Annotated in this window: 21 protein-coding genes; 11 read left to right on the top strand and 10 right to left on the bottom strand. The window is 75.0% G+C overall.

Annotated elements, in window-relative coordinates; translation table 11 throughout:
- The first annotated feature begins 311 nt into the window (after positions 1-311).
- The 7 genes from ACIQI7_RS25055 (at position 312) to ACIQI7_RS25025 (ending at position 8,161) form a co-directional block, all read left to right on the top strand.
- Positions 312-1,331, top strand: coding sequence for a substrate-binding domain-containing protein (locus tag ACIQI7_RS25055; protein WP_401113456.1), 1,020 nt, complete (start codon positions 312-314; stop codon positions 1,329-1,331).
- Positions 1,328-2,374 carry an ABC transporter permease gene (locus ACIQI7_RS25050; RefSeq protein ID WP_387756743.1) on the top strand — a complete coding sequence of 349 codons (1,047 nt, stop codon included), beginning with the start codon at positions 1,328-1,330 and terminating at the stop codon, positions 2,372-2,374. Before ACIQI7_RS25055 ends, ACIQI7_RS25050 begins: the two co-directional genes overlap by 4 nt.
- A gap of 26 nt (positions 2,375-2,400) precedes the next feature.
- Complete coding sequence (locus ACIQI7_RS25045) at positions 2,401-3,330, top strand: ATP-binding cassette domain-containing protein (RefSeq protein ID WP_401113610.1); 930 nt, start codon at positions 2,401-2,403, stop codon at positions 3,328-3,330.
- Positions 3,327-4,433: an ROK family glucokinase gene (locus ACIQI7_RS25040; RefSeq protein WP_401113454.1), complete on the top strand. Its 1,107-nt coding sequence runs from the start codon at positions 3,327-3,329 to the stop codon at positions 4,431-4,433. Before ACIQI7_RS25045 ends, ACIQI7_RS25040 begins: the two co-directional genes overlap by 4 nt.
- A 242-nt stretch (positions 4,434-4,675) precedes the next feature.
- Positions 4,676-6,466, top strand: a complete 1,791-nt coding sequence (gene ggt / locus ACIQI7_RS25035; RefSeq protein ID WP_401113452.1) for a gamma-glutamyltransferase — start codon at positions 4,676-4,678, stop codon at positions 6,464-6,466.
- A 112-nt stretch (positions 6,467-6,578) separates the two neighbouring features.
- Entirely contained in the window at positions 6,579-7,382 is an 804-nt protein-coding gene (locus ACIQI7_RS25030; RefSeq protein ID WP_401113450.1) for an exodeoxyribonuclease III, read from the top strand.
- Between the two features lie 167 nt (positions 7,383-7,549).
- A complete protein-coding gene (locus tag ACIQI7_RS25025; protein ID WP_401113448.1) occupies positions 7,550-8,161 on the top strand; it encodes a hypothetical protein in 612 nt (203 codons plus the stop codon).
- Positions 8,162-8,241: 80 nt separating this feature from the next.
- On the opposite strand, the gene ACIQI7_RS25020 is transcribed toward ACIQI7_RS25025, so the two are convergent.
- The gene (locus tag ACIQI7_RS25020; RefSeq protein ID WP_401113446.1) at positions 8,242-8,961 is read right to left on the bottom strand and encodes a lysoplasmalogenase; all 720 of its coding nucleotides are present in this window, start codon (positions 8,959-8,961) and stop codon (positions 8,242-8,244) included.
- Between the two features lie 524 nt (positions 8,962-9,485).
- Between ACIQI7_RS25020 and ACIQI7_RS25015 the strand changes: the two genes are divergently transcribed.
- Positions 9,486-11,021 carry a DUF2398 family protein gene (locus ACIQI7_RS25015; RefSeq protein ID WP_401113445.1) on the top strand — a complete coding sequence of 512 codons (1,536 nt, stop codon included), beginning with the start codon at positions 9,486-9,488 and terminating at the stop codon, positions 11,019-11,021.
- A 169-nt stretch (positions 11,022-11,190) separates the two neighbouring features.
- On the opposite strand, the gene ACIQI7_RS25010 is transcribed toward ACIQI7_RS25015, so the two are convergent.
- The 4 genes from ACIQI7_RS25010 to ACIQI7_RS24995 form a co-directional block, all read right to left on the bottom strand.
- The gene (locus tag ACIQI7_RS25010; protein ID WP_387756736.1) at positions 11,191-11,370 is read right to left on the bottom strand and encodes a hypothetical protein; all 180 of its coding nucleotides are present in this window, start codon (positions 11,368-11,370) and stop codon (positions 11,191-11,193) included.
- A gap of 121 nt (positions 11,371-11,491) precedes the next feature.
- Positions 11,492-13,123, bottom strand: coding sequence for a BCCT family transporter (locus ACIQI7_RS25005; RefSeq protein ID WP_401113444.1), 1,632 nt, complete (start codon positions 13,121-13,123; stop codon positions 11,492-11,494).
- A 133-nt stretch (positions 13,124-13,256) separates the two neighbouring features.
- Positions 13,257-13,676, bottom strand: coding sequence for a MerR family transcriptional regulator (locus ACIQI7_RS25000; RefSeq protein WP_401113442.1), 420 nt, complete (start codon positions 13,674-13,676; stop codon positions 13,257-13,259).
- Positions 13,677-13,721: 45 nt separating this feature from the next.
- On the bottom strand, positions 13,722-14,486 hold the full coding sequence (locus ACIQI7_RS24995) for an alpha/beta fold hydrolase (RefSeq protein WP_401113440.1): 765 nt from the start codon (positions 14,484-14,486) through the stop codon (positions 13,722-13,724).
- A 172-nt stretch (positions 14,487-14,658) separates the two neighbouring features.
- Here ACIQI7_RS24995 and ACIQI7_RS24990 point away from each other — a divergent pair, with 172 nt between their 5' ends.
- Complete coding sequence (locus ACIQI7_RS24990; protein WP_401113439.1) at positions 14,659-16,023, top strand: sulfite oxidase; 1,365 nt, start codon at positions 14,659-14,661, stop codon at positions 16,021-16,023.
- 16 nt (positions 16,024-16,039) lie between these two features.
- Here ACIQI7_RS24990 and ACIQI7_RS24985 read toward each other — a convergent pair whose 3' ends face one another.
- Positions 16,040-16,690 (bottom strand): TetR/AcrR family transcriptional regulator, encoded by a 651-nt coding sequence (locus ACIQI7_RS24985; protein ID WP_401113437.1) that lies wholly within the window; start codon positions 16,688-16,690, stop codon positions 16,040-16,042.
- A gap of 92 nt (positions 16,691-16,782) precedes the next feature.
- On the bottom strand, positions 16,783-17,688 hold the full coding sequence (locus ACIQI7_RS24980; RefSeq protein ID WP_401113435.1) for an acyl-CoA thioesterase: 906 nt from the start codon (positions 17,686-17,688) through the stop codon (positions 16,783-16,785).
- Positions 17,689-17,826: 138 nt separating this feature from the next.
- Between ACIQI7_RS24980 and ACIQI7_RS24975 the strand changes: the two genes are divergently transcribed.
- The gene (locus ACIQI7_RS24975) at positions 17,827-19,245 is read left to right on the top strand and encodes an SWIM zinc finger family protein (protein WP_401113433.1); all 1,419 of its coding nucleotides are present in this window, start codon (positions 17,827-17,829) and stop codon (positions 19,243-19,245) included.
- A complete protein-coding gene (locus tag ACIQI7_RS24970; RefSeq protein ID WP_401113431.1) occupies positions 19,242-21,950 on the top strand; it encodes a DUF6493 family protein in 2,709 nt (902 codons plus the stop codon). The genes ACIQI7_RS24975 and ACIQI7_RS24970 overlap by 4 nt, the downstream gene beginning before the upstream one ends.
- Positions 21,951-22,048: 98 nt before the next feature.
- Here the strand turns inward: ACIQI7_RS24970 and ACIQI7_RS24965 are convergent, their stop codons facing one another.
- From ACIQI7_RS24965 to ACIQI7_RS24955, 3 genes are all read right to left on the bottom strand, one after another.
- Positions 22,049-23,251, bottom strand: a complete 1,203-nt coding sequence (locus tag ACIQI7_RS24965; protein WP_401113608.1) for an MBL fold metallo-hydrolase — start codon at positions 23,249-23,251, stop codon at positions 22,049-22,051.
- Positions 23,252-23,564: 313 nt separating this feature from the next.
- Entirely contained in the window at positions 23,565-24,017 is a 453-nt protein-coding gene (locus ACIQI7_RS24960; protein WP_387756727.1) for a MaoC family dehydratase, read from the bottom strand.
- Positions 24,018-24,090: 73 nt separating this feature from the next.
- Positions 24,091-24,585 (bottom strand): pyridoxamine 5'-phosphate oxidase family protein, encoded by a 495-nt coding sequence (locus ACIQI7_RS24955; protein WP_401113429.1) that lies wholly within the window; start codon positions 24,583-24,585, stop codon positions 24,091-24,093.
- Positions 24,586-24,716: the final 131 nt, after the last annotated feature.

The following is a 24,716-nucleotide window of genomic DNA, read 5'->3' as shown; positions in this document are numbered from 1 at the left end:
CGAGTTCTCGTATCCGGGTCGCACGCCGCCCGGGCCCCACTCGCCCGAACGCACGTCAATGGCATCAGACGGTGATGGACCGGTGATCGGTTGCCGTCCGAATCTGTGCGGAACCTGAGAGGAACATCACTTTCCCGTGATGAGCCCCATTCGGATCGGCGCCTAGTCTGCCACCCGGACGGATGCCGTCCGGACCAGATGTTCAGCGAACTACCAGGAAAGGTCCCCCGCGGCACCTTACCCGGTGGGGCGTCCGGGCCGCCGGGCGAGGCGGTGCGATCCCGCGCGACCCGGGCAGGGAGACTATGGGGATGAGCATCACCCGCTTTCGCCCGGCCCACCGCTTCTGGCCGGTGTGCGCAGTCCTGGCACTCGCCGTCACCGCGGCCGGTTGCAGCAGTACCGGAGGCAGACGCGCCGAGGAGGCCCGTGCCAAGGCCGCGGCCACCGGCGGCGGCGCCGTCACCACCCCGCGCTGGAAGGTCGCCATGGTGACCCACGCCGGAGCCGGCGACGCCTTCTGGGACACCGTGCGCAAGGGCGCCGAGCAGGCCGCCGCCAAGGACAACATCACGTTCCTCTACTCCAACGACGCGCAGACCCAGAACCAGGTCCAGCTCGTCCAGGCCGCGATCGACCAGAAGGTCGACGGCCTGCTGGTCACCCTCGCCAAGGGCGACGCCATGGCCGACGTCCTCGGCAAGGCCAAGGCCGCCGGCATCCCCGTGATCACCATCAACTCCGGCCAGGAGTACTCGCAGAAATTCGGCGCGCTCACCCACATCGGCCAGGACGAGGCCACCGCCGGCCGGGCGGCCGGTGCCGAGCTGGCCTCGCGCGGCCGCAAGAGCGTGCTCTGCGTGATCCACGAGCAGGGCAACGTCGGCCAGGAGCAGCGCTGCTCCGGCGCCCAGTCCAAGGCCGGGGGCGCCTTCCAGGTGCTCTACGTCAACGGCGTCGACATGCCCGACGCCCGCGCCGCGATCTCCGCCAAGCTCCAGGCCGACCCGGCCATCGACACCGTGCTCACGCTCTCCGGCCCGATGGCCGCGACCGGCCTCCAGGCCGTCCAGGACGCCCACCGCGGCATCGAGCTGGACACCTTCGACCTGGGCACCCAGGTGGTGTCCGGGCTCAAGTCCGGCAGCGTCGGCTTCGCCGTCGACCAGCAGCCCTACCTCCAGGGCTACACGGGCGTCGACCTGGTCTGGCTGTACAAGTACAACCTGAACATGCTCGGTGGCGGCAAGCCCGTCGAGACCGGTCCGCAGATCCTGACCAAGGACAACGCCGACGCGCTCGCCGAGTACGTCGCGAGGGGGACCAGGTGAGCACCCCCGACCTCCTCGCCCAGGACGGCCTGGTCGACGGCCGCCCGGCGGCCCTGCGGCGGTTCCTCGCCCGCCCCGAGCTGGGCTCGCTGATCGCCGCCGTCGCGGTCTTCCTGGTCTTCGCCGCCGTCGCCGAGCCCTTCCTGCGGGTCTCCTCGCTGGGCACCGTGCTGTACGCGGCCTCCACCATCGGGATCATGGCGGTGCCGGTCTCGCTGCTGATGATCGGCGGCGAGTTCGACCTCTCGGCCGGCGTGCTGGTCACCACCGCCGCACTGACCTCCTCGATGGTCTCCTACCAGTTCACCGCGGTGACCTGGGTCGGCGTGCTGGTCTCGCTGGCGACCACGCTGGCCGTCGGCTGGTTCAACGGGTGGATGCTCGGCCGCACCAGGCTGCCCAGCTTCATCGTCACGCTCGGCACCTTCCTGATGCTGACCGGCGCCAACCTGGGCGTCACCAAGGCGATCTCCGGCACCGTCTCCACCAAGTCGATCGCCGACATGGAGGGCTTCGCCGCCTGCCGCTGGCTGTTCGCCTCCGAGGTGACCGTCGGCGGGCTGACGGTCAAGGCCACCGTCTGGTGGTGGCTCGGCCTGCTCGTCGTCGGCAGCTGGGTGCTGCTGCGCACCCGCTTCGGCAACTGGATCTTCGCGGTCGGCGGCGACGCGGACGCGGCCCGGGCGGTCGGCGTGCCGGTCCGCCGGACGAAGACCGTGCTCTACCTGGGCGTCGGCTTCGGCGCCTGGGTGCTCGGCCAGCACCTGCTGTTCTCCTTCGACACCGTGCAGTCCGGCGAGGGCGTCGGCAACGAGCTGATCTACATCGTCGCGGCCGTCATCGGCGGCTGCCTGATCACCGGCGGCTACGGCTCGGTAGTCGGCTCCGCGCTCGGCGCGCTGATCTTCGGCATGGCCAGCAAGGGGATCATCTACGCCCAGTGGAACCCGGACTGGTTCAAGTTCTTCCTCGGCGCGATGCTGCTGCTGGCCGCGCTGCTGAACGCCTACGTCAAGCGCCGGGCCGAGCGGGGGCCGCGATGAGCACGGACGCGACGAAGGCGGACACCATGAGGACGGACGGGCCGGGCGCCGAACTGCTGTCGCTCCAGGGCGTCGGCAAGAGCTACGGCACCGTCCGGGCGCTCCAGGACGTCTCGCTGACCCTGCGGGCCGGCGAGATCAGCTGCGTGCTCGGCGACAACGGGGCCGGCAAGTCCACCCTGATCAAGATCATCTCGGGGCTGCACCGGCACGACGAGGGCCGCTACACCGTGGACGGCGAGGAGGTCCGCCTCGACTCCCCGCGCCAGGCCCTGGACCGTGGCATCGCCACCGTCTACCAGGACCTCGCGGTCGTCCCGCTGATGCCGGTCTGGCGCAACTTCTTCCTCGGCTCCGAGCAGGGCATGCGCCGCTGGGGCGGCCTGCGGCTGGACGCCGACGGGATGCGCGCCACCACCCTCGAGGCGCTCGCGCGGATGGGCATCGACCTGCAGGACGTCGACCGGCCGATCGGCACCCTCTCCGGCGGGCAGCGCCAGTGCGTGGCGATCGCCCGTGCGGTGCACTTCGGCGCCAAGGTGCTGATCCTGGACGAGCCCACCGCCGCGCTCGGCGTCAAGCAGTCCGGGGTGGTGCTCAAGTACGTCACCGCCGCCCGGGACGCCGGCCTCGGGGTCGTGCTGATCACCCACAACCCGCACCACGCCTACCTGGTCGGCGACCACTTCACGCTGCTCAAGCGGGGCCGGATGGCGGGCAGCCATCCGCGCGCCGAGATCAGCCTCGAACGGCTCACCACCGAGATGGCCGGCGGCTCCGACCTCGCCGAGCTCTCGCACGAGCTGGCCCGACCGTCCGTCACCGGCCCCGGCGAATCCGGTCCCGGTGCCGGCTTCCGTGACTCCAACGACCGCGATTCCGACGACCGTGACTCCGACGACCGCGATTCCGACGACCGCGATTCCGATCCCCGTGAGGAGCGTCCGCAGCCGTGACCAGCTCCCAAGGCAGCACCCGGCCCCCCGTCCTGCCCACCCTGCTCGGCCTCGGCCCGCGCGCCGAGCGCCGCCGCCGCGCCCTGCCCGCCGGGATACTGCGGCTGCCCACCATCGGCGTCGACATCGGCGGCACCAAGGTGGTCGCCGGGGTGGTGGACGGCGAGGGCAAGGTGCTGGAGAAGCTGCGCACGGACACGCCGCACAAGAGCAAGAGCCCCAAGGTGGTCGAGGACGTCATCGTCGACCTGGTGCTCCAGCTCGCCGACCGGCACGACGTCCACGCCGTCGGCATCGGCGCGGCCGGCTGGGTCGACGCCAACCGGTCCAAGGTGCTGTTCGCCCCGCACCTCAACTGGCGCAACGAGCCGCTCCAGGAGGCGCTCAGCGAGCGGCTGCGGTTCCCGGTGATCGTCGAGAACGACGCCAATGCGGCCGCCTGGGCCGAGTGGCGCTTCGGCGCCGGGCGCGGCGAGGACCACATGGTGATGCTCACCCTGGGCACCGGCATCGGCGGAGCGGTGGTCCGCGACGGCTACGTCGACCGCGGCAAGTACGGCCTGGCGGGCGAGTTCGGGCACATGCAGGTGGTGCCCGGCGGCCACCGCTGCCCGTGCGGCAACCGGGGCTGCTGGGAGCAGTACTCCTCCGGCAACGCCCTGGTGCGCGACGCGCGCGAGCTGGTCGCCGAGGAGTCGCCGGTGGTGCAGCCGCTGCTGGCCCGGGCGGGCGGCACGGTCGAGGGCATCACCGGGCCGCTGGTCACCGAGGCCGCCCAGGACGGCGACCCGACCGCGACCGAGCTGCTCTACGAGGTCGGCACCTGGCTCGGCGTCGGCATCGCCAACCTGGCCGCCGCGCTGGACCCGGGCCGCTTCGTGATCGGCGGCGGGGTCTCCGAGGCCGGCGACCTGCTGCTCGGCCCGGCCCGGGACACCTTCCGCCGCACCCTCACCGGACGCGGCTTCCGCCCGGAGGCCGCCATCGTGCACGCCGCCCTCGGCAACGAGGCCGGCCTGGTCGGCGCGGCCGACCTGGCCCGCCAGGTGGCGCGCCGCTTCCGGACGATCAAGCGGCGGCGGGTGGAGCGCAGCTCGCTGTAGCGGGGCGGTGGGAGCGGGACCCGGGGGAGGGACAGCTGACAGCCGACAGCTGACGGATGACAGGTTTCAGCGAACAGAAAACGTTATCTGTTCGCTGAAACCTGTCATCTGTTCGCCCTCCACCCGCCCGCCTGCCCGGCCCATGTCGCCCCGTCAACTACTCGCTGGTAGCGGCGCGGTGTGGTTGTCGGATCATCCCTCCTGTGGAACAACTGAGTTGACGCCGACTCAGGAGGACTCGGATGAGGGCTCTGACCCGTCTCGCACCACCACTTCTGCTCACCACCGCGCTGGTCTGGTCCGGTGTCGGGCCGGCCGGCGCCGTGGCGCCGCCCTCGAAGGTGCCGGAGGCGGTGGGCTGGGGCGGGGCGGTGGCCACCGTCGACGCCGACGCCACCGCCGCCGGGATCGAGGTGCTGCGCAAGGGCGGCAACGCGGTGGACGCGGCCGTCGCCGCCGCCGCGGCCCTCGGGGTCACCGAGCCGTACTCCTCGGGCATCGGCGGCGGCGGGTACTTCGTCTACTACGACCACGCCACCGGCCGGGTGCACACCGTCGACGGCCGGGAGACCGCCGGCCGCACCGCCGACGCCGGCCTGTTCCTGGAGGACGGCAAGCCGCTGGCCTTCGCCGACGCCGTCACCAGCGGCCTGGCCGTCGGGGTCCCGGGCACCCCCGCCACCTGGGACGCCGCGCTGCGCCACTGGGGCAGCCGCTCGCTCGCCCAGAACCTGGAACCGGCCGAACGGCTCGCCGACAACGGCTTCGTCGTGGACGCCACCTTCCGCACCCAGACCTCCGACAACTACTCCCGGTTCAAGGACTTCCCGGCCACCGCCGCGCTCTACCTGCCGAACGGCAAGCCCCCCGAGGTCGGCAGCGTGCTGCGCAACCCCGACCTCGCCGCCACCTACCGGCTGCTCGCCAAGGACGGCGTCAAGGCCTTCTACCAGGGCGAGTTGGCCGGTGACATCGTCAACACCGTGCAGCACCCGCCGGTCGACCCGGCCTCCGGCCGCAACGCCCGCCCCGGCAGGGTCGACGCCACCGACCTCGCCGACTACCGGGTCCGCGACCAGGCGCCCACCCACGTCTCCCACGGCGCCTACGACGTCTACGGGATCGCCCCCTCCAGCTCCGGCGGCACCACCGTCGGCGAGGCGCTCAACATCCTGGAGGACGGCGGCGACGTCTCGACGTACAGCGGCACCCAGTACTACCACCACTTCCTGGAGGCCTCCCGGATCTCCTTCGCCGACCGCAACCGCTGGGTCGGCGACCCGGCCTTCACCGACGTCCCCACCAGGCAGCTGCTCTCCGAGCGCTACGCGGCCTCCCGGGCCTGCCTGATCAGCCCGGACCACGCGCTCACCAGCCCGCTCGCCCCCGGCGACCCGCGCCACCCGGTCCCCTGCGCCGACACCGGCCAGGCCGTCGCCGAGCCGTACGAGGGCACCAACACCACCCACCTGACGGTCGCCGACCGCTGGGGCAACATCGTCTCGTACACGCTCACCATCGAGCAGACCGGCGGCAGCGGCATCACCGTCCCCGGCCGGGGCTTCCTGCTCAACAACGAGCTGACCGACTTCAACTTCGTCCCGCTCGCCCCCGGCGTCCCCGACCCCAACCTGCCGGGCCCGGGCAAGCGGCCGCGCTCCTCGCTGTCCCCGACGATCGTGCTGCGCGACGGAGAGCCGCTGCTGGCCACCGGCAGCCCCGGCGGCGCGACCATCATCACCACCACCCTCCAGGTGCTGCTCGGCCGGCTCGACCGGGGCCTGAGCCTGGAGCAGGCCATCGCCGCGCCGCGCGCCAGCCAGCGCAACAACGCCGCGACCCAGGCCGAGTCGGCCTTCCTGGCGCTGCCCGAGCGGGCCGCGCTGGAGGGCCTCGGGCACAGCTTCGTCAACGGCGGCGAGATCGGCGCCGCCACCGGCGTGGAACGGCTGCCGGACGGCCGCTGGGTGGCCGCCGCCGAACCGGTGCGGCGCGGCGGCGGCTCGGCCGCGGTGGTCCGGCCCGCGCGCTGATCGGGTCGGCCTGTCGGTGCCGGGCGGTATGTTCGGGGTGGGTCTCCCCGCGAGGGGCGGCCCACCCCGTCCGCATGCCCGTCCGCACCGAACACCGGGAAGGCCGCCCGCCGTGACCGTCCGCATCGCCACCTGGAACATCAACTCCGTCACCGCGCGGCTGCCCAAGCTCCTGGAGTGGCTGGAGAGCGCCAAGCCCGACGTGCTCTGCCTCCAGGAGCTCAAGTGCGCGGCCGACGCCTTCCCGTACGAGGCGGTCCGCGAGCTCGGGTACGAGACGGCCGCGCACGGCAACGGCCGCTGGAACGGCGTCGCGATCGTCTCCCGGCTCGGCCTGGAGGACGTCGTGCGCGGCCTGCCCGACCAGCCCGGCTACCTCGCCGACGGCGCCCTGCTGCCGGAACTCGAACCGCGCGCCATCGCCGCCACCTGCGGCCCGGTGCGGGTCTGGTCGGTCTACGTGCCCAACGGCCGCGAGGTCGGCCACGCCCACTACCAGTACAAGCTGGAGTGGCTGGAGGCGCTGCGCGAGGCGGCCACCGAGGACGCGGCCGGCTCCCGCCCGTTCGCCGTCCTCGGGGACTTCAACATCGCCCCGACCGACGAGGACGTCTTCGACGCCGCCGCCTTCGAGGGCCTCACCCACGTCACCCCGGACGAGCGCGCCGCGCTGACGGCCCTCGGCGAGATCGGCCTCCAGGACGTGCTGCCCCGCCCGCTCAAGTACGACCGCCCCTACACCTACTGGGACTACCGCCAGCTGGCCTTCCCCAAGAACCGCGGCATGCGGATCGACCTCACCTTCGCCAACAAGCCCTTCGCCGACGCCGTCACCGACAGCTACGTGGACCGCGAGGCCCGCAAGGGCAAGGGCACCTCGGACCACGCACCGGTCGTGGTGGACCTCGACCTCTGAGCCCCGCCGAGGGCGTCACGCCAAGTCACGGGCGGTAACCCGAACGGCCGTGAGCGCTGGCCGGGCGCGGAGCGGGTGCCTACCGTCGGTGAATGACCGGATGCAGTCGATCGACCACGTGGACATGGAGTCCCCCGGCTGCGACCGAGAATCCCGGAGGTTCCGGCATGCGCCCCATGCGTACGGCCGCCGCCGCCCTGATCGGCGCGACGGCGCTGACCGGCCTGACGGCCCCCCTCGCGTCGGCCAGGGACGGCTCGGCCTCGGTCAGCCCGTCCCAGGCCGCACCGGGCCAGACCGTGACGGTCACGGTCTCCTGCGAGAAGTCGGACAAGCCCGACGCCAAGACCATCACCGCCCGCTCCGCCGCCTTCGAGGGCGGTCCGGCGACCCTCACCCTCGGGCCCGACGGCAAGCACAGCGGCTCCGCCCGACTGGCCGGCCAGCACGCCGGGGACAGCAAGGTCGACGGCACCTGCCCGGACGGCGGGGCCTTCGCGACCAGCGTCACGGTCACCACGGTGGCCGCCACCGCCCCCGACAAGGGTGCCGGCAAGAGCCCCGACAAGGGCCTCGGCGAGTGGGGTGAGGCGGCGGGGGAGTGGGCCGGTTCGCTCGGGCAGTCCGGTGCCGGCAGCCAGCAGGTCGCCCCACACGGCGCCGTGCAGACCGGCCTCGGCGGCTCGGTCGCGGCGAACCCGGCGGAGCTGGCCGGCGGCCTCGTACTGGTCGGGGGCGGGGTCGGCGGCTTCTGGCTGCTGCGCAGGCGCGGTGCCTGACGGCCTCGCCGCCGTGCGCCCCGGCGCACGGCCCGTGCCGCGCCGCTGGAGCCCGAAGGGACCGGCGGCGCGGTGGTGTGTCAGGCGGGCCGCGGCTCGGTGCCCTCGCGGTGCGCCCGTTCCTGGTGCCGGAGCGTGCCGTCGGCCAGCAGGTACTGGGCCAGCACGTAGGTGGCCATGATCCAGAACTGATGGCCCGGCAGCTCCCGCCACTTCGCCAGCTGGGTGGCGATCAGGGTGTCGGAGAGCAGGAACAGCGCCCCGCCCAGCCCGGTCCGCCAGCCCAGCCCGGCCGAGGTGACGGCCGTCGAGGCGAGCAGCAGGCTGTAGCCGGCCACCGGGACGCGCAGGTCGCCGAGGTCCGGCCAGAGCTGCCCGACCAGCGCCACCCAGGCCGTCGCGTACGCGGCCGCGACCACCAGGGCCCGGCGGCGGTCGCTGAGCGCGCCGCGCTCGACGAACATCGTCACGTAGCAGACGTGCGCCGCCGCGAACGAGCCCATGCCGGCGAGGAACGCGGGGTCGTTCTTCAGCTGGAGCAGCACGTCCCCGCCCGCGCTCAGCAGCAGCGCCGGTGCCAGCAGCTTCGGCGCCTCCTGCCCGGCCTGCCTGGCCGCCGCCACGCTGTGCGCGGCCAGCAGCGGCATCAGGGCCGGCTTGGTGGCGTTCCGGAGCACCGAGGCGCCGGAGGCGATCGCGCCCAGGTGCGCCGCCGAGGTGGCCGCGAAGCCGCCCAGCAGGCCGGTGGCCGAGCGCAGCCGGGCCGCGAGGCCGGCCCGGTCGGTGGTACGGACGGTCATGCGTGCGCCTCTCGGTGGTCCGCTGCTTCGGACCGACCCTAGAGGAGCCGGACCGGCGGCGGAAGAGCCGGTTACCGGCGCGTAACCCCGGTGGGGCGCGGCGGATGACGGGGGGCCGGTGAGCGGAGCGCGGGGGCCCGCTTCGAGGGCTCCTGCGGAGAGTTCCTCAGGAGGGCCGTTGCTGCCCACGGGTGGCCCGGGCACCGTCTAGGCTGGACCTCGACATGAATCAGCAGGACTACGCGGTCGGCGCCACCCGGGTGGCCGCCGGCAGGCCGGACGGGCGCATGGGCGGGGCAGGACGGGCAACCGCCGACGCCGTCCTCGCCGTACGCGAAGCCGGTCCTGACGCTGGTCCTGACGCCGGCCCGGGTACCGCTCCCGGCGCCCGTCCCGGGGCAGCTCCCGCCGCCGGTGCCGGAGCCGGGTCCCGTCCCGCCGCAGGCCCCGCTGACAGGGCACCTGGGGCGGCCACGGGAAGCGGTGCTGACGATCCGCGGGTACCGGGCCCGCAGGCCGCCGGGGTGACGCTCTCGCCCGACCCGGGACTGCTGCGCCTGGCCCACTGGTTCGCCGCCGCCACCCCCGGCACCGCCGACGACCTCTGCACGGCCTCCTTCGGCCTCTACCCGGCCCGCCACCTCGGCGCCGCCGCCGAGCCCGCGGCCGACCCCGGCGTCAGCTGGTGGCACGGCCCCACCGCGCACTGCGCCATGCCGGTACGCCCCCGCGAGGACCGCACCGAGGGCGGCCTGCGCCGTGCCCGGCGCGACGACGCCGCGCTGCCCGTCGTGCGGTCAGGTGCCAAGCCGGGCGGGCCCGGTCGGCACCGCAGGCCCGAACGCACCCGGGTGGCTCCGCTCGCCCTGGTGGCGCACGACCGTTCCGCCGAGGAGCTTCCGGCGGCCGAACGCCGGATCGCCGCCCGGCTGTTGCTCGCCCACCCGCTGGTCACCGCCTCCGGCCCGCACGCCGACGGCTTCCCGCTGATCCGCCGTCACCGCGACTGGCTCGCCGAGCGCTTCGACGCCCTGCTCGGCTACCGCCTCGTGGTCGGCCCCTGGCACGCCCGGCTCTGCAAGGCCGGCCTCGGCCCCGGCGCCGCCCGCCGCCTCGAACACCCCGTCACCGGCGCGCCGTTCACCCCGGCCGGGTACGCCCAACTCGCGCTCGCGCTGGCCCTGTTGGTTGACGCGCCGGAGGAGCTGGGCTACCGGCGGCTGCTCGACGCGATGGCCGCCGCCGCCCCCGAACTCGCCGCCGAACCGGCCGACCTCGCCATGGCGCTGGCCGCGCTGGCCGGCTGGCAGGTGCTCGGCGAGCTGCCGTCCGACCCGGCCGACGACTCCTTCGTGCTGACCGTGGACCGCGAACTCGCCCGTGCCGTCCCGGCCGGCCCGCCCGCCCTCGCCGACGACGCCGCCGACCTGATCCGCCGGGCCGCCGAGGCCGAGCCCGCCACCGCCGTGCGCCGCCTGCTCGCCGAGACGCCCGCCGTCCTGGCCGCCGACCTCCCCGAGGACCACCGCGCCTGGCTGCGGGAGCACCGGCTCAGCGGCCCGGCGGTGGTCGCCGAGTTCCTCGGCCTGGAAGCCGAACTGCGGGCCGAGGGCGTCGCCCTGCTCGACCCGGCCGCCGAACTCACCGACCTCGCCCTGCCGGGCGCCGGGACGCTCTCCCAGGCGGCCCTGCTGCTGGTCGAGCGACTGGTCGAGGACGTCCGCCCGCTGCCCGGCGAGACGGTGAGCGGCGACGTCCCGATCCCGGACGCGCTGATAGACGGCGTCCTCGGTGACATCGCGGACGAGTACGGCCTCCCGGCCCGCTACCTCGCCGACCGCACCGCCCTGCGGCGCGACGCCCTCGACCTGCTCCACCGCCTCGCCCTGATCGCCCCCACCCCCCATCCGACCCGCCCCCCGGCCTGGCGCCTGCGCCCGCCGGCCGCCCGCTACGCCCCGGCCCCCGACCTCCACCCCACCCCGGGCACCGGCCGCCACTCCCGCCCCGGCCCGCTCATCCCGCCCCCGGCCGGCCCGCGCGCCCAACAGCGGGCGTGACGGCGGCCGTAGCGGCGGGTGCACCGGCGGCTGTGAGGGCGGGCGCTCCGACACACGTGACGGCGGGCGCGCCGGTGGCGCCCAGCGCGCCGGCCGCGCGGCCCTGGAGCGGGCGGGCAGTAAGAAGCACCGGGTCCGGGACGGACCGCGGTGCCGGGTGGGGCGGGTGCTACTTGCCGGCGGAGGCGCTGGCGAGGGGGCCGTGGTCGACGGTCTCCACGGTGGCGCCCACACCCAGGGTGCCGAGGGCGATGGAGGCGAGGACGGCGGTGGCGGCGAGGAGCCGGCGGTGCCGCTGGGGCAGGGGGAAGCGCGGTTCCTGGTAGGGCGCCTGAGGGTTGGCGTTCATGACAGGGAGGTTTCCAGGGCGGTGTGAACGGTCGGTACGCGCGGGTGAAGTCCGGGCGGGGGTTGGGCGTCGGTTGGGCCGCATACGCCCCACCCTCCGACGGGCGGGGCGTACCCGCTGGTCAGCGGCGTGTGCCGGACTCGCCGACGACCTCCCGGACGGCGTCCCGCAGCCCGTGCGGCGGGTGGAAGCGGGACGGTCCGGCGGCCGGGTCCGCGCGGAGCTCCTTCACCAGCGAGACGCAGAGCAGCAGCATCACCACCACGAACGGCAGCGCGACCAGGATCGTCGCGTTCTGGAGCGCGGTGAGCCCGCCGGCCAGCAGCAGGGCCGCCGCGACCCCGCCCATCAGCACGCCCCAGACCACCACCAGCCAGGTGCGCGGATGCAGCGAGCCCCGGCTGGAGAGCGAGCCGAGCACCAGCGAGGCCGAGTCGGCGCTGGTGATGAAGAAGGTCATCACCAGCAGCACCGCGACCACGCTGGTCACCGAGCCGAGCGGCAGCGAGCGCAGCATCTCGAACAGCGAGGCCTCCGGTCCCTGCGGGATGGTCGCGACCAGGTCGGCCGCGCCGGTGGTGGCCAGCCGGATCGCGGTGCCGCCCATCACGCAGAACCAGACGACCGTCGCCCCGCTGGGCACCAGCAGCACGCCGAGCAGGAACTGCCGGACGGTGCGGCCGCGTGAGATCCGGGCGATGAAGGTGCCGACGAAGGGCGCCCAGGAGAGCCACCAGGCCCAGTAGAAGATCGTCCAGGAACCCAGCCAGCTCTCGTCGGTGAAGGCGCCGGTCTGGGTGGACATCCCGAGGAGGTCGGAGAGGTAGCCGCCGACGGAGGAGGGGATCGCGTCCAGGGCGAACACCGTCGGGCCGAACACGAAGACGAAGACCATGATCAGGGAGGCCAGTACCACGTTCGCGGTGGACAGCCACTTCACGCCCTTGTGCACCCCGGAGAACGCGGAGACCACGAACGCGGCGGACAGCGAGGCGATGATGACCAGCTGGGCGTTCTGGGTGTTGCGGACGGAGGAGATGTAGCCGAGCCCGTCGGCGACCTGGAGCGCGCCGAGGCCGAGGCTGGTCGCGGAGCCGAAGACGGTGGCGAACACGGCCAGCAGGTCGATCGTCCGCCCGGCCCAGCCGTCCGCGCCGCGCTGTCCGATCAGGGGGACGAAGGCGGCGGAGATCCGGTTGCCCCGGCCCTTGCGGAAGGTGGTGTAGGCGAGGGCCAGGCCGCCGACCGCGTAGATCGCCCACGGGTGCAGGGTCCAGTGGAAGAGCGAGAACTCCAGGGCCTGCTGGGCGGCGGCCGCGCTCTGCGGCTCCAGGCCGGAGCCGGGCTGCGGGGTGGCGAAGAGCTGGAGCGGCTCGCCGACGCCGTAGAACATCAGGCCGATGCCCATGCCGGCGCTGAACATCATGGCGATCCAGGCGAGGCCGGAGAACTCGGGCTCCTCGTCGTCGCGGCCGAGCCGGATCCGGCCGAAGCGGCTGAACGCGAGCAGCACGGTGAGCACCAGGAAGACGTCGGCGGCGACCACGAACAGCCAGCCGAAGTTGTGCAGCACCCAGCCGAGCGCGGTGCTGGACGTGCGGCCGAGCGAGTCCTCGGCGAAGACGCCCCAGGCGACCACGGCCAGTACCAGGACGGCGCCGATCCCGAACACCGCCCGGTCGGCCGGAAGGGTCGCGGCGGGTTCGTCGGGCTCCTTCACGGGCTGGTCGGACGGGGGCGGCAGGCTGCTCATCGTGTGGACCCCTCGACATACTCGGCGCGCTCGGCGCGCTCGGAATCAAGCTGTATGTCGCACTATGTCCAGTTCCCTCCGCGAGCGGCGGGACGGCGCGCCGGGAAGGTGCCTGGTCGGGACCTACGTCCCGTCAGGCCGCCCGCTCCTCGCCGAAGTCGTGCCCGTAGCCGGGTGCTCGGTCGGCCGTGTCATCGCGCCCGGAGTCGTGCGCGGTGTCGAGGTAGTGGGAGAGCGCCCGGCGGCTGCGGGTGAGGTCCTCGATCCGGGAGTCCAGGTCGGCGAGTTCGCCGCGCAGGGTGGCGAGCAGCTCCGGGCAGGCCTCCAGGACGGGGACGGGACCCGTGGCGCAGGGCAGCAGCTCGGCGATGATCCGGGTGCTCAGGCCGGCCGCGAGGAAGTGGCGGACCTGCCACACCCGGACGGTGTCCTCCTCGCCGTACTCGCGGTAGCCGGCCGCCGTGCGGTCCGGCCGCAGCAGGCCCTGCTCCTCGTAGTAGCGGAGCAGGCGGGCGGACACCCCGGTCAGGCGGGCGAGTTCTCCGATGCGCATGACCGGGCGAACGCCGCAGGTCGCCGGGGTGTTCCCGACGGCGGTTCAGCCCTTGAGGAACTCCAGCACCAGGTCCCGCAGTTCCGGCAGCGCCTCGACCACCGGGAGGTGCCCGCTGGTGAGTTCGGCCAGGCGCGCGCCGGGGATGCCCTCGGCCGCCAGCCGGTGCTGGGACGGGGCGACGAGCATGTCCTCGGTGGTGCTGACGACCAGGGTGGGCACGGCGATCGCGGCCAGCTCGGCCCGTACGTCGGCGCGGGCGACCAGCCGGAACTGCTGCCGGAAGCCCTCCGGCACCGGGGACTTGAGGTGCTCGCGCAGCCCGCGGAGCTGTTCGGCGGGCAGCTCGTCCAGCCAGCTCCGGCCGATCGCGACGCTGAGCATCAGCGGGGCGAGGTCGTCCGGCCGGTCGGCCAGGTCGACGAACAGTTCGGCGAGCGTCCGCATCCGTGCCGAGCCCCCGGTCACGCCCGCGAGCAGCAACAGCGAGCGGACCCGCCCGGGGTGGCGGGCGGCGATGCGGACGGCGACGGCGGCGCCGAGCGAGTAGCCGGCCAGGTCGAAGGCGTCCAGGCCCTCCTCGTCCGCGGCGGCGACCAGCCGGTCGGCCAGTTCGTCCAGGCTCGGCTCACCGGGTTCGTACGGGCTGTCGCCGGAGCCGGGGTAGTCGGGGGCGACGACGGTGCGGTGGGCGGCGAGGTCGGGCAGCAGCGGGCCCCAGTTGTCCCGGGCGCTGCCGCCGGCGCCGTGGGCGAGCAGCAGTCCGGGACCGGAACCCTGGACGATCCGGGCGAGCGGGGTGGCTGACATGGGTTGCTCCTCTGCGGGCTGGGGTTTCGCCGACAGCGGGAACGGTAGGACTTCACACCGGTGAGAAGGTCAAGCCGAGGATCGCGAGCCTGCCCGGGAGCGGCCCGCGGACCCCGGCCGCGGTCGCGCGCACCGCCGAACCGCCTACGCTGAAACGGAAGGAACGCCGTTCATGGACGACGAGGTCCGCACCCCGAACGAGGCAGTCCCGACGCAGGCCGCCCCGGCGCAAGCCGCCCCCGCGCAAGCCGCCGCGAGGCGCACCGCCGCGAGGCGGGCGGCCCCGGAGGGCGGCCGCGCCGACGGCGTGGACCGCCGGACGCTGCTGCGGATGGTCTCCGCCGCCGGGGTGCTCGCCGCGCCGATCCCGGCCGTCCCGCTGCTCGCCGCGGGCCGGGCGGCCGCCGAGGAGGTGCCCAGGCCGGTGCCCGGGATCGTCAAACCGCTGCCCGCCGAGTGGTTCGTGCCGCGCGGCACCAACGCCGAGATGCGCTGGGACGCCTTCCGGGACGCCGACGGCGACGCCGTCGTCGGCCGCCACGTGCCGGTGGAGCGGTTCTTCGTCCGCAACCACACCAGCACCCCGCTGATCGACCCGGACACCTGGCGCCTCAAGCTCTTCGGCAGCGGGCTGCGCGGCGCGCCGACGGCCGAGCGTCCGGTCGAGTTCGGCCTGGACGACCTGCGGGAGCTGCCGTCCACCCGGATCAGCGCGCTGATCGAGTGCGCCGGCAACGCCCGCAGCTACTACCTCGGCCAGCAGAACCAGCCCGTCCCGGGCACGCCCTGGACGCTCGGCGGCGTCGGCTCGGCGAGCTGGCGGGGCGTGCGGCTGGCCGAGGTGCTGCGGGCCGCCGGGCTGACCCGGGCGGCGGTGGACGTGCTGCCGGTCGGCCTGGACCCGGACTTCGTCGCGGGCGGCACCGACTACGGCCCGGTGCGCCGCCCGCTGCCGATCGCCAAGGCGTTGGACGACGTGCTGCTCGCGTACGAGATGAACGGCGAGCCGCTGACCCCGGACCACGGCGCCCCGGCCCGGCTGGTGGTGCCCGGCTGGGTGGGCATCGCCTCGATCAAGTGGGTGGGCAGCATGGAGGTCGCCGACCACCCGCTGCACTCGCCGTGGAACACCGACTTCTACCGGATGTTCGGCCCGGACTACCCGGTCGGCGGCGGGGAGCCGCTCACCACGCAGGTGGTCAAGAGCGCCTTCGAGCTGGCCGCGGGAGCGCGACTGGCGGCGGACCGCGAGCACCGGCTGCACGGGCGCTCGTGGTCCGGAAGCGCGGCGGTGCGCCGGGTCGAGGTGAGCGCCGACGGCGGCCGGACCTGGCGGCGCGCCGAGCTGCGCGACGAGCCGCGGGCCGACGGCTGGACGCGCTGGAGCATCGACTGGCGCCCCGAGCGGCCCGGTCCGTACGAGCTGCGCGCCCGCGCGACGGACCGCCGGGGCAACACCCAGCCCGAGCGGTCGGTCTTCAACCGGGAGGGCTACCTGTTCGGCGCGGTGGTGGCCCACCCGGTGACGGTGGTCTGAGCCGCCGCCCGGCGGCTCAGCCGGTGGACTGGACCTCGTACGGGGCCGGATAGCGCGTCTCGTACGGGGTCAGCACCAGCCGCACCACGTCCTCCAGGCGCCGCCGGGCGTCCCCGAGGGTGGTGCGGCCGGTCACCCAGGCGGTCAGCTCCCCCTGCCAGGCGTGGGCGACGATGTGCCGCACCAGCTCGCTCGCGGCGGCCGGCACCTCGGTCGTCACCGCCTGCAGGGCGGTGCTGTCGGCCCGGGCCATGCCTTGCAGCGCCTCGCTGGCGAACGGGTCGGTGGAGGCCGCCACGGCCACCCGTAGCCGGGCGAGCTCGGGCTGCCGCTGGTAGGCCCGCATCCCGCCCCGGACGAACCGGACCGCCCGGTCGGTGGCCCCCAGTCCGGCCCTCGGCCCGCGCAGCTCGGCCACCAGGTCGGCCAGCAGCAGGCGATGCCACTCGGCGATCGCGGCAGCCAGGAGGTGGTCCTTGGAGGAGAAGTAGCGGTACGCCGTCCCCAGGGCGACTCCGGACCGCTCGCAGACCTGCTTCATCTGCATCCGCTCGACGCCGATCTCGTTCACCAGGGCGAGCGCGGCCGCGATCAGGCCCTCGCGGCGTTCGAGCTGACGCGGAGACATCGCCTCCACCGGCCGTGGTGACAGGTCAACCTTGGTCACCCGCACCATGATACGGGCCGGGGCCGCCCAGGAGTATGACGCCGTCCGGCCCCCTTCCGTTCGCCCGGAGGTCACCGCGGTCCCGGGGGCGGTCACGAGGGGTCGCGGATCAGCGCCTCCTGGACGGCGGACGCGACCAGCCGGCCGTCCAGGTCGTAGAACTCGCCGAGCGCCAGGCCCCGGCCGTCCGAGGAGGACGGGCTGCGCTGGGCGAAGAGCAGCCACTCGTCGGCCCGGAACGGGCGGTGGAACCACATCGCGTGGTCCAGCGAGGCCATCAGCAGCCGGGGCGGCTCGGTGCGCTGGAAGAAGTTCGGCTGCACGTCGAGCCCGGCCGTGGAGGCCAGGGTGAGGTCGGACAGGTAGGTGAGCGCGCCGGCGTGCAGCAGCGGGTCGCCGTCCGGCAGCGGGGAGGCGGTGCGCATCCAGACGAAGTGCTGGAGCAGCCCGGGCACGGCCGGCGGCAGCCCCGGGGCGTCCGCCGGGACGAACCGCACGTCGAGGTCGCGGAAGCCACCGGCCGCGGCGATCGACCGGCGGACCTCCTCGGGCAGCCGGGCGACGGCGTTCGGCAGCGACTCCGGGCGGGGCAGCGGCGGGACCTCGCGCTGGCGGTCGGCGGCCGGCTCGGGGTGCTTGAAGGAGGCCGAGAGGGTGAAGATCTCGTTCCCGTTCTGCACCGCCGTCACCCGGCGGGTGGTGTACGACATGCCCTCGCGGACCCGCTCGACCAGGTAGTCGATCGGCCGGGCGGGGGAGCCCGGCAGCAGGAAGTAGCCGTGCAGCGAGTGCACCGGGCGACGGTCCGCGCAGGTGCGCCCGGCGGCGACGAGCGCCTGCGCGGCGACGTGGCCGCCGAAGGCGCGCATCGGGGCACCGGCGTGGCAGTGGCCCCGGAACGTGTTCTCGTCCAGCTGCTCGATCTGCAGCAGCTCGGCGAACGGGGCGGCCGGCCGGGCGTGCCGTTCGGCCCGGAGGTCTTCGGTGAGGTCGGTCACCAGGCCATAGTGGCAGAAGCCAACCGTCCGGTGGTGTGACCTGGGTAACGCCCTCCGGGCCCGGTCGGCGGCGTAGAACACGTTCCAGTCCGTCGGCCTCCCGAGGGATTGTCAGTGTCCTCACCTAGCGTGCTCGGCATGACGCAATCCGCACAGGCGTACGCCTATCTGCGCCCGTCGGCCGTCCGGGACGGTGCCGGCGGCCGGAGCCTCGACCTGGCCACCTCCGGTGGCGCCACCCCGCTCGGCGCCGCCGCCAACCCGCGCTTCTTCGCGGGCTTCCTGGCCGATCCGGCGCCGGCCGCCGCGGCGCTGCTCGCGGTCGCGGACGTCGCCGCCGCGCGCTACTACCAGCCGCAGCTGCGCGCCTCGCTCGACCCGGTGGTCACCGCCAACGGGGACCGGCTGCGCTTCGAGTCCTTCTCGGGCTGCTGCGGCGTCTACGCCCGGCTCGACGTGCTCCAGGCCGGGCTCGACGGGGACGAGATCGGCCACGGCACCACCAACGTGGACGTCAACAACCCGCTGCGGGAGGCGCTGACCAGGATCGGCCCGGCCGACCCGCTGCACCTCGCGGTCGGTCCGGACGCGCTGGAGGTCACCAGCTTCGACGGACCGCTGGTCGAGAAGAAGGTGCCGCTGCCGGAGCGCTGGCTGCGCGGCTTCGCCGAGACCCAGGTGGTCGCCGCCGGCTTCGAGCTGCGCGCCGAGCTGCCCGCCGCCGAGGCCGTCCGGTTCCTGCGCTCGCTGCCGCGCGCCGGGCGCGGCGGGCGGGCCGGCGTCGGCTGGGTCCTGCCGGCCGGGAGGACGCTGCGGCCGACCACCCGGCCGGTGCCGGGCGCGGTCTGCCTGCCCGGGCCCGAGCGGCTGGTGGCGCTCCAGCGGGTGCTGCGGCACGCGCTCGCCCTGTGGGTGTACGGCCCGGTGGCGGCCGGCGAACCGACCGCCTCCGCCTGGGAGGCGGTGCTGCCCGGCATGCGGCTGACCCTCACGCTGTCGCCGAACGCCGCCCGGGGCTTCTCCGGTGAGGGCGGGGTGCTCGACTCGCTGGCCACCGGGACGGCCGAGCGGGACGCCGAGCTGATCGCGGTGCTGCTCGCCTGGGAGCCCCGGATCGAGGTCGGGGACCTCGCCGCCCAGTCCGGGCTGAGCCCCGAGCGGGTCCGCGCCGCGCTCGTCCGGCTGGGCACCGCCGGGCAGATCGGCTACGACACCGCCGAGGCCGCGTACTTCCACCGGCAGCTCCCGTACGACGCCGGGCGGGCCGAGGCGGCCAACCCCCGGCTGCGGGCCGCCCGGGCGCTGGTCGAGGCGGGCGCGGTGCGGCTGGAGGAGGGCGGGGCGACGGCCGTCGTCACGGTGGACGACCACATCCAGCGGGTGCGGGCGGACGACTCGGGGCGGCTGAGCTGCACCTGCCTGTGGTGGGGCAAGTACCGGGGCGGGCGCGGGCCGTGCAAGCACGCACTGGCGGTGGCGATGGTGCGGGAGTCGGCCGGGCCTGCCGGCGCTGTGCGGGCTGCCGGGGCTGTGGAGCCGAAGGGGGAGGGAGCGTGAGCGCGACGCCGGGTGCCGACCGGCCTGGGCCGGTCGACGAGCTGCTGACAGCCGTCCGCTCCGGTCGGCTGGCGCAGATACCGCGGCTGCTGGCCGGGCTGGACGCGGCCCAGCGGCGGGCCTGCCTGCCCGCCCTCAAGGAGCTGCGCAAGAAACTGCGCCAGGACTGGTCGCAGGAGGCGGCCGCGACCAGGAGCAGGCTGCTGGTGGCCGGGGCCGGCTGCCACGCCGGCCCGGCGGCCGCCGCCACCTGGCTGGCCGCGGGGGACTTCAGCGGCCGCGACTGGGCCCGGAACTCCGCGCTGCACCAGGTCATCGAGGCGCAGCCGGTGGAGTGGCAGGTCGAGGTGGTCACCCGGCTCGCCGCGCGGCCGGTGCGGGGCTGGGGCTGGTCGATGTACCCGGTGCTGGAGACCGTGGTCCGGCGCACCGGCTGCGAGGTGCCGCGCGGGGAGTCCTTCGTCCGGGGCTGGATGGACCGCATCGGCGAGCGGAGCGGCCCGCGTCCGACCCTGGCCGCGCGGCTGCGCGAGGACGCCTTCACGCCGGTGCTGCTGCCCGAGCTGTTCGACCTCACGGACGTCGGCTACACGCTGACCCTCCAGGGCAGCCCGCGCCCCGGCGACGTCTGGACGGAGGCGATCGGCGAACTGGCCGCGGACGGCACGACGGACCGCGCCGAGCTGCTCGACCGCTGTCTGGCCCGGCTGCTGCGCGGCGGCAAGCCGGCCGACCAGCGGGCCTTCCTGGAGGTGCTGCGGGCGCTCGACCCGACGCCCGAGGAGTACGCGGCCCGGGTGCGCGACGTGGTGGCGCTGCTGGACGGCCTGTCGGTGCTCGCCGGACACGCCCAGGGCGTGCTCGCCGGGCTGGACGAGGCCGGGCTGATCGAGCCCGAGGTGCTCACCGAGTCCTCGGCGGTGGTGCTGTTCCGGAGCGAGAAGAAGCTGGTCCGCGCCCAGCTGGCCTGGCTGGAGAAGGCGGCCCGGCGCGCCCCCGAGCGCTCCGGCCCGGTGGTGCTGGCCGCGGCCGAGGCCTTCGGCCACCCGGACGCGGCCCTCCAGGAGCGGGCGCTGAACGTGGTGGCCCGTCACCTGGCGGCGGCCGGGGAGGCGGTGGTGGCGGAGCTCCGGGCCGCCGCCGAGGCGCTGAACCCGGCCCACCACCGGCGCGCGGGCGAGCTGTTCGGCGCGCCGGTCGGCGGCGGGGACGACCCGGACACCGGGTGGGACGACTTCCTCCCGCCGGCCCCCGAACCGCGCCCGCTGGGCGCGCCGATCGCCTCCGCGGCCGAACTCGCGGAGGAGCTGTCCGCTCTGCTCGCCGCGCGCGAGCCCGGCGTGGAGGCCTTCGAACGGGTGCTGGACGGGCTGGTCCGGCTGACCCACCGGGACCGGCGGGCGCTCGCCGAGGCGGTGGAGCCGGTCCGCCGGGCGCACCCGTGGCGCGGCACCAGCGGCTGGGGGGACTGCACGCCCCGGGAGATCCTCTACGTGGTGGCCGCGGTGGCCGGCGAGACGCCGCCGTGGAAGCTCTGGGACTACCTCGGCGGCAGGAGCGGCTCCGCGCTGCGCGGCCCGCGCACCACCGTGCACGGGGCCGTCCTCGCCGCCCGGCTGGACGAGGTGGCCCGGCAGATCTTCCAGGCCACGCTGCCGTACCTGCTGGCCACCCCGACGGACGCCACCGGCGCCCTGGACGCGGCCGTGCTGGTCGAGCGGATCGCCGGCTACGAGGCGGCGGGCGTCGCCCCGGGGAAGGCCGACCTGTGCCAGGCCCTGCTGCGGGTCGGCACCGCGGACGGGACGGTGCTGCGGGCCGCCGAGGCGCTCGGCTCCCCGGCCGGGCGCCGGCTGGCGCACTGGCTGCGCACCGGCGGGCTGCCCGGGCAGCCGTCCGAGCGGGTGGTGTTCGCGCCCGGCGCGGGGCTGAAGCGCACCAACGTGTACGGGGACCGCTGGTGGGAGGAGGTCGAGCGGATCGCGGTCGCCCAGCCGGGCATCGGCGCCGGGCCGAAGGGGCCGGACGGTGAGCGGCTCACGGCCGAGTTCCGGGCGCTGCTGGACGGCACCGAGCCCAGCGTGGCCCGGGCGCGTAAGGTGCACGACTGGAGCTGGCGGCCCGTCGAGCACTGGTTCGCGATGCTCCCCCGGCACCGGGAGGAGCTGGCGGCGCGCTGGCTCGATCCGTTCGCCGAGGGCGCCGACCGGGACGAGCGCGGCGCCGGCCGGTACCTCCCGCTGCTGGCCGAGGCCGACGGCCCGGCCGGGCTCGCGCTGCACCTGGCACTGGCGTACGGCCTGGGCGCCCGGCACGCCGAGGACCGGACGGCGGCGGTGGACGCGCTGCTGGTGCTCGCCGCGCGCGGGGACCTGGACGGGGCGCTGCTCGGCCGCGAGCTGGGCGTTCTGGTGGCCTGCGGCACGGTGATGGCCGGCCGGCTCGGGGCGGCGCTCGCCATGGCGGCGGAGACCGGTGCCCGGGGGACGGTCTGGTCGGTGCTCGGCCCGGCGCTGCCGGGGCTGCTCTCGGAGACCGACGCGTCGACGCGCGGGCTCGGCGACCTGATCGCGCTGGCCACCGACTGCGCCCGGCGCACCGGGGCCCGTGGGCCGGTGGCCGAGGTGACGGCGGCGGCCGAGCGCGGCGGCTCGGGGCGCGTCGCCAAGGAGGCGCGGGCGCTGCGGGACGTCCTCGCGGGCTGAGCATGGTCGGAGGACCGGGGCGGTCGAGGCGGGGGTGGGCTCGGCGGGCTCGGGTGGGCTTGGTGGTCCAACGACGAACAGATGTCAGCTGACGACTTTCAGCGAACAGATTTTGAAATCTGTTCGCTGAAAGTCGTCGTCTGTTCGCGCGCCTCGCCCGCCCCCGCCGTCGCCTGCTCCTCCACCCGTTCGCCGACCAGCGGCGAGAGGCCGTGCGGGGCCGCGACGGCGCGCCACCACGGACGCAGGGCCGGTGGGTCGGCAGGCTCGAAGGGTTTGCCCGGTCGGGGCACCGCGAGCCGGGCGCCGAGCGCCTCGGCGGCGGCGACCACCCGCTCGGCGGGCTCCTCCCAGGGGTGCAGCGCGAGGTTGAAGGTGCACCAGTGGATCGGCAGCAGCAGCCCGCCGCCCAGGTCCAGGTGCGCCCGCACCCCCTCCTCGGGGGTCATGTGCACCTCGGGCCAGAAGTCGCTGTACGCGCCGACCTGCATCATCGTCGCGTCGAACGGCCCGAGCCGGCGGCCGATCTCGGCGAAGCCGGGGAAGTAGCCGGTGTCCCCGCTGTGGAAGACCCGCCGCCCGCCGCCGGCCACCACCCAGGACGCCCACAGGAACAGCGCGCTGGTGCGCGGCCCGCGGCTGCAGTAGTGGCGGGCCGGCGTGGCGGTCAGGGTCAGCCCGGCGACCTCGGCCGACTCCCACCAGTCCAGTTCGACGATCCGCCCGGCCGGGACGCCCCAGTGCTCCAGGTGCGCCCCGACCCCCAGCGGGACGGCGAACACCGCGCCCGTCCCGATCAGGGCCCGGACGGTCCCCATGTCGAGGTGGTCGTAGTGGTCGTGGGAGACCACGACCACGTCCACCGGCCCGAGTTCGGACAGTGGCAGCGGCACCGGGTGCAGCCGCTTGGGACCGGTCCAGGAGAAGGGGGAGCAGCGCTCGCCCCAGACCGGGTCGAGCAGCACCCGCCGTCCGCCGATCTCGGCCAGCACCGTGGCGTGCCCCAGCCAGGTCAGTCGCAGCCCGGACTCCGGCGGCGCGGCCAGGTCGCCCGGGAGCAGCCGGTGCACCGGGACGGCGGCGGCCGGAATCCGGCGGGTCCGGTCCCCGGCCAGCTGGGCGCGGGTGATCTCCAGCGGGCTGCGCTCGTACACCAGGCGGCGGGTCGGCACCGGGTTGCGGAAGGCCCCGTCGGAGAACTGCGGGGAGCGGCGGACGCGTGCCAGCCGTTCGCCCCGGGGTTCGGCTCCGAAGGCCTCGGTCCGGACCCGGTGCCAGGCGGCCCGGGGCACTCCGGCCAGACCGGGGACGGCGCGCTCGGCGGCGGGATCGGTGGACGGCGGGAGGAACAGCGAGGTCAGACCGGCGAGGCGGGAGAACCACGGGGCGGGGCGGGGCACGGCTCCTCCAGGGACGGTCACGGCTACCGGGCATGCCGGGGTCGCGGCGCAGCGACGGGTGGGGCTGCTGCGATACGACAACCATCTCGTCGGAGGTTACTCGCCGTGGGCCGTCCGGACCTGGTGGAGGGCTCGGCGCGGTCCAATCGGCGTACCGGGGAGGCCGTGCGGGCCGGTGCCGGCGCCGCCCGGCCGGTCGTCGGTGAGGCGTCGCTCAGGCGTAGAAGCGGGTGATCGTCTCCGCGACGCAGTGCGGCTTGGCACTGCGCTCGCTGGTCAGGGTGAACCGCACCACCGCCTGGACCCCGCCCGGCACCTCGGTGGCCGAGAGCAGCTCGGCGGTGGCCCGGATCGCCGTGCCCACCGGCACCGGCGCCGGGAAGCGCACCTTGTCGGAGCCGTAGTTCAGCGCCATCCGCACGCCCTCGACGGCGTAGCACTCCTTCGCCAGCACCGGGATCATCGACTGGGTCAGGTAGCCGTGCGCGATGGTCGAGCCGAACTGGCTCTCCTTGGCCCGCTCCGGGTCCACGTGGATCCACTGGTGGTCGCCGGTCGCCTCGGCGAACAGGTCGATCTGCCGCTGCTCGATGGTGTGCCACTGGCTGGTGCCCAGCTCGGTGCCGACGGCGGCGGTCAGCTCGGCGAGGGAGGCGAAGGTCGTCACGGTGCGCTCCTGGTGGGGGACGGGCCCGGGGGTATCAGAACGCCGGAAGCGTATGCCTACCCACCGGTACCTGTCAGGAGCCGAGCGGAAATCCGGAGTTCACCGGCCCGGCGCCGATCGGCCCGCGCGCCTGGCGGCCCGGGAAGCCCAGGAGGCCCGGCCCGGTCGGGAACAGCCGACGGCCGCTCACCAGCTCCGGCACCAGCGCGACGAACAGCGGCTCCGGATCGCCCACCCAGGGCCGCAGGCCGGAGCGCAGCACCCGCCGGACCTGTTCGGGATCGCTCACCACGTCGGCCCGCCCGTGGACCAGCACGCTCCACCCGGTGCGGGTGACCGGGTCCAGCAGATCCGCCTGGAAGGCCACCACCGTGCCGTCGAGCCCGCGCGCGGTGGCACTTCCCCGGCGCACCGCGAGCACCAGCCGCCCGTCCAGGACCTCGAAGGAGACCGGCAGGACGGCCGGCAGCGCGTGCTCGGTGTACACCACGCGCCCGACGGGCACGGTGCTGAGCAGCCGCAGGCACTCGGCCTCGCTCAGGGTCTCCACACGGTCGTCACGCTCCATGCGTCCGATCGTCCTCGGTCGGTGCGCTCGTCGATAGGGCCCATGGTCCCTGAGCGGACGGGCCGGGAGCCCCGTCGGCGGCCCTCCGGACGGTAGCCTGCCCGGCGGGTGGAGAAACGGTGCAGGAGGGG

This window comes from Kitasatospora sp. NPDC092039, from assembly GCF_044756065.1.
In the GTDB taxonomy this organism is placed as follows: domain Bacteria; phylum Actinomycetota; class Actinomycetes; order Streptomycetales; family Streptomycetaceae; genus Kitasatospora.
Note: the sequence above shows the minus strand (reverse complement) of the source record. Positions and strands in the feature narration are given on the sequence as shown.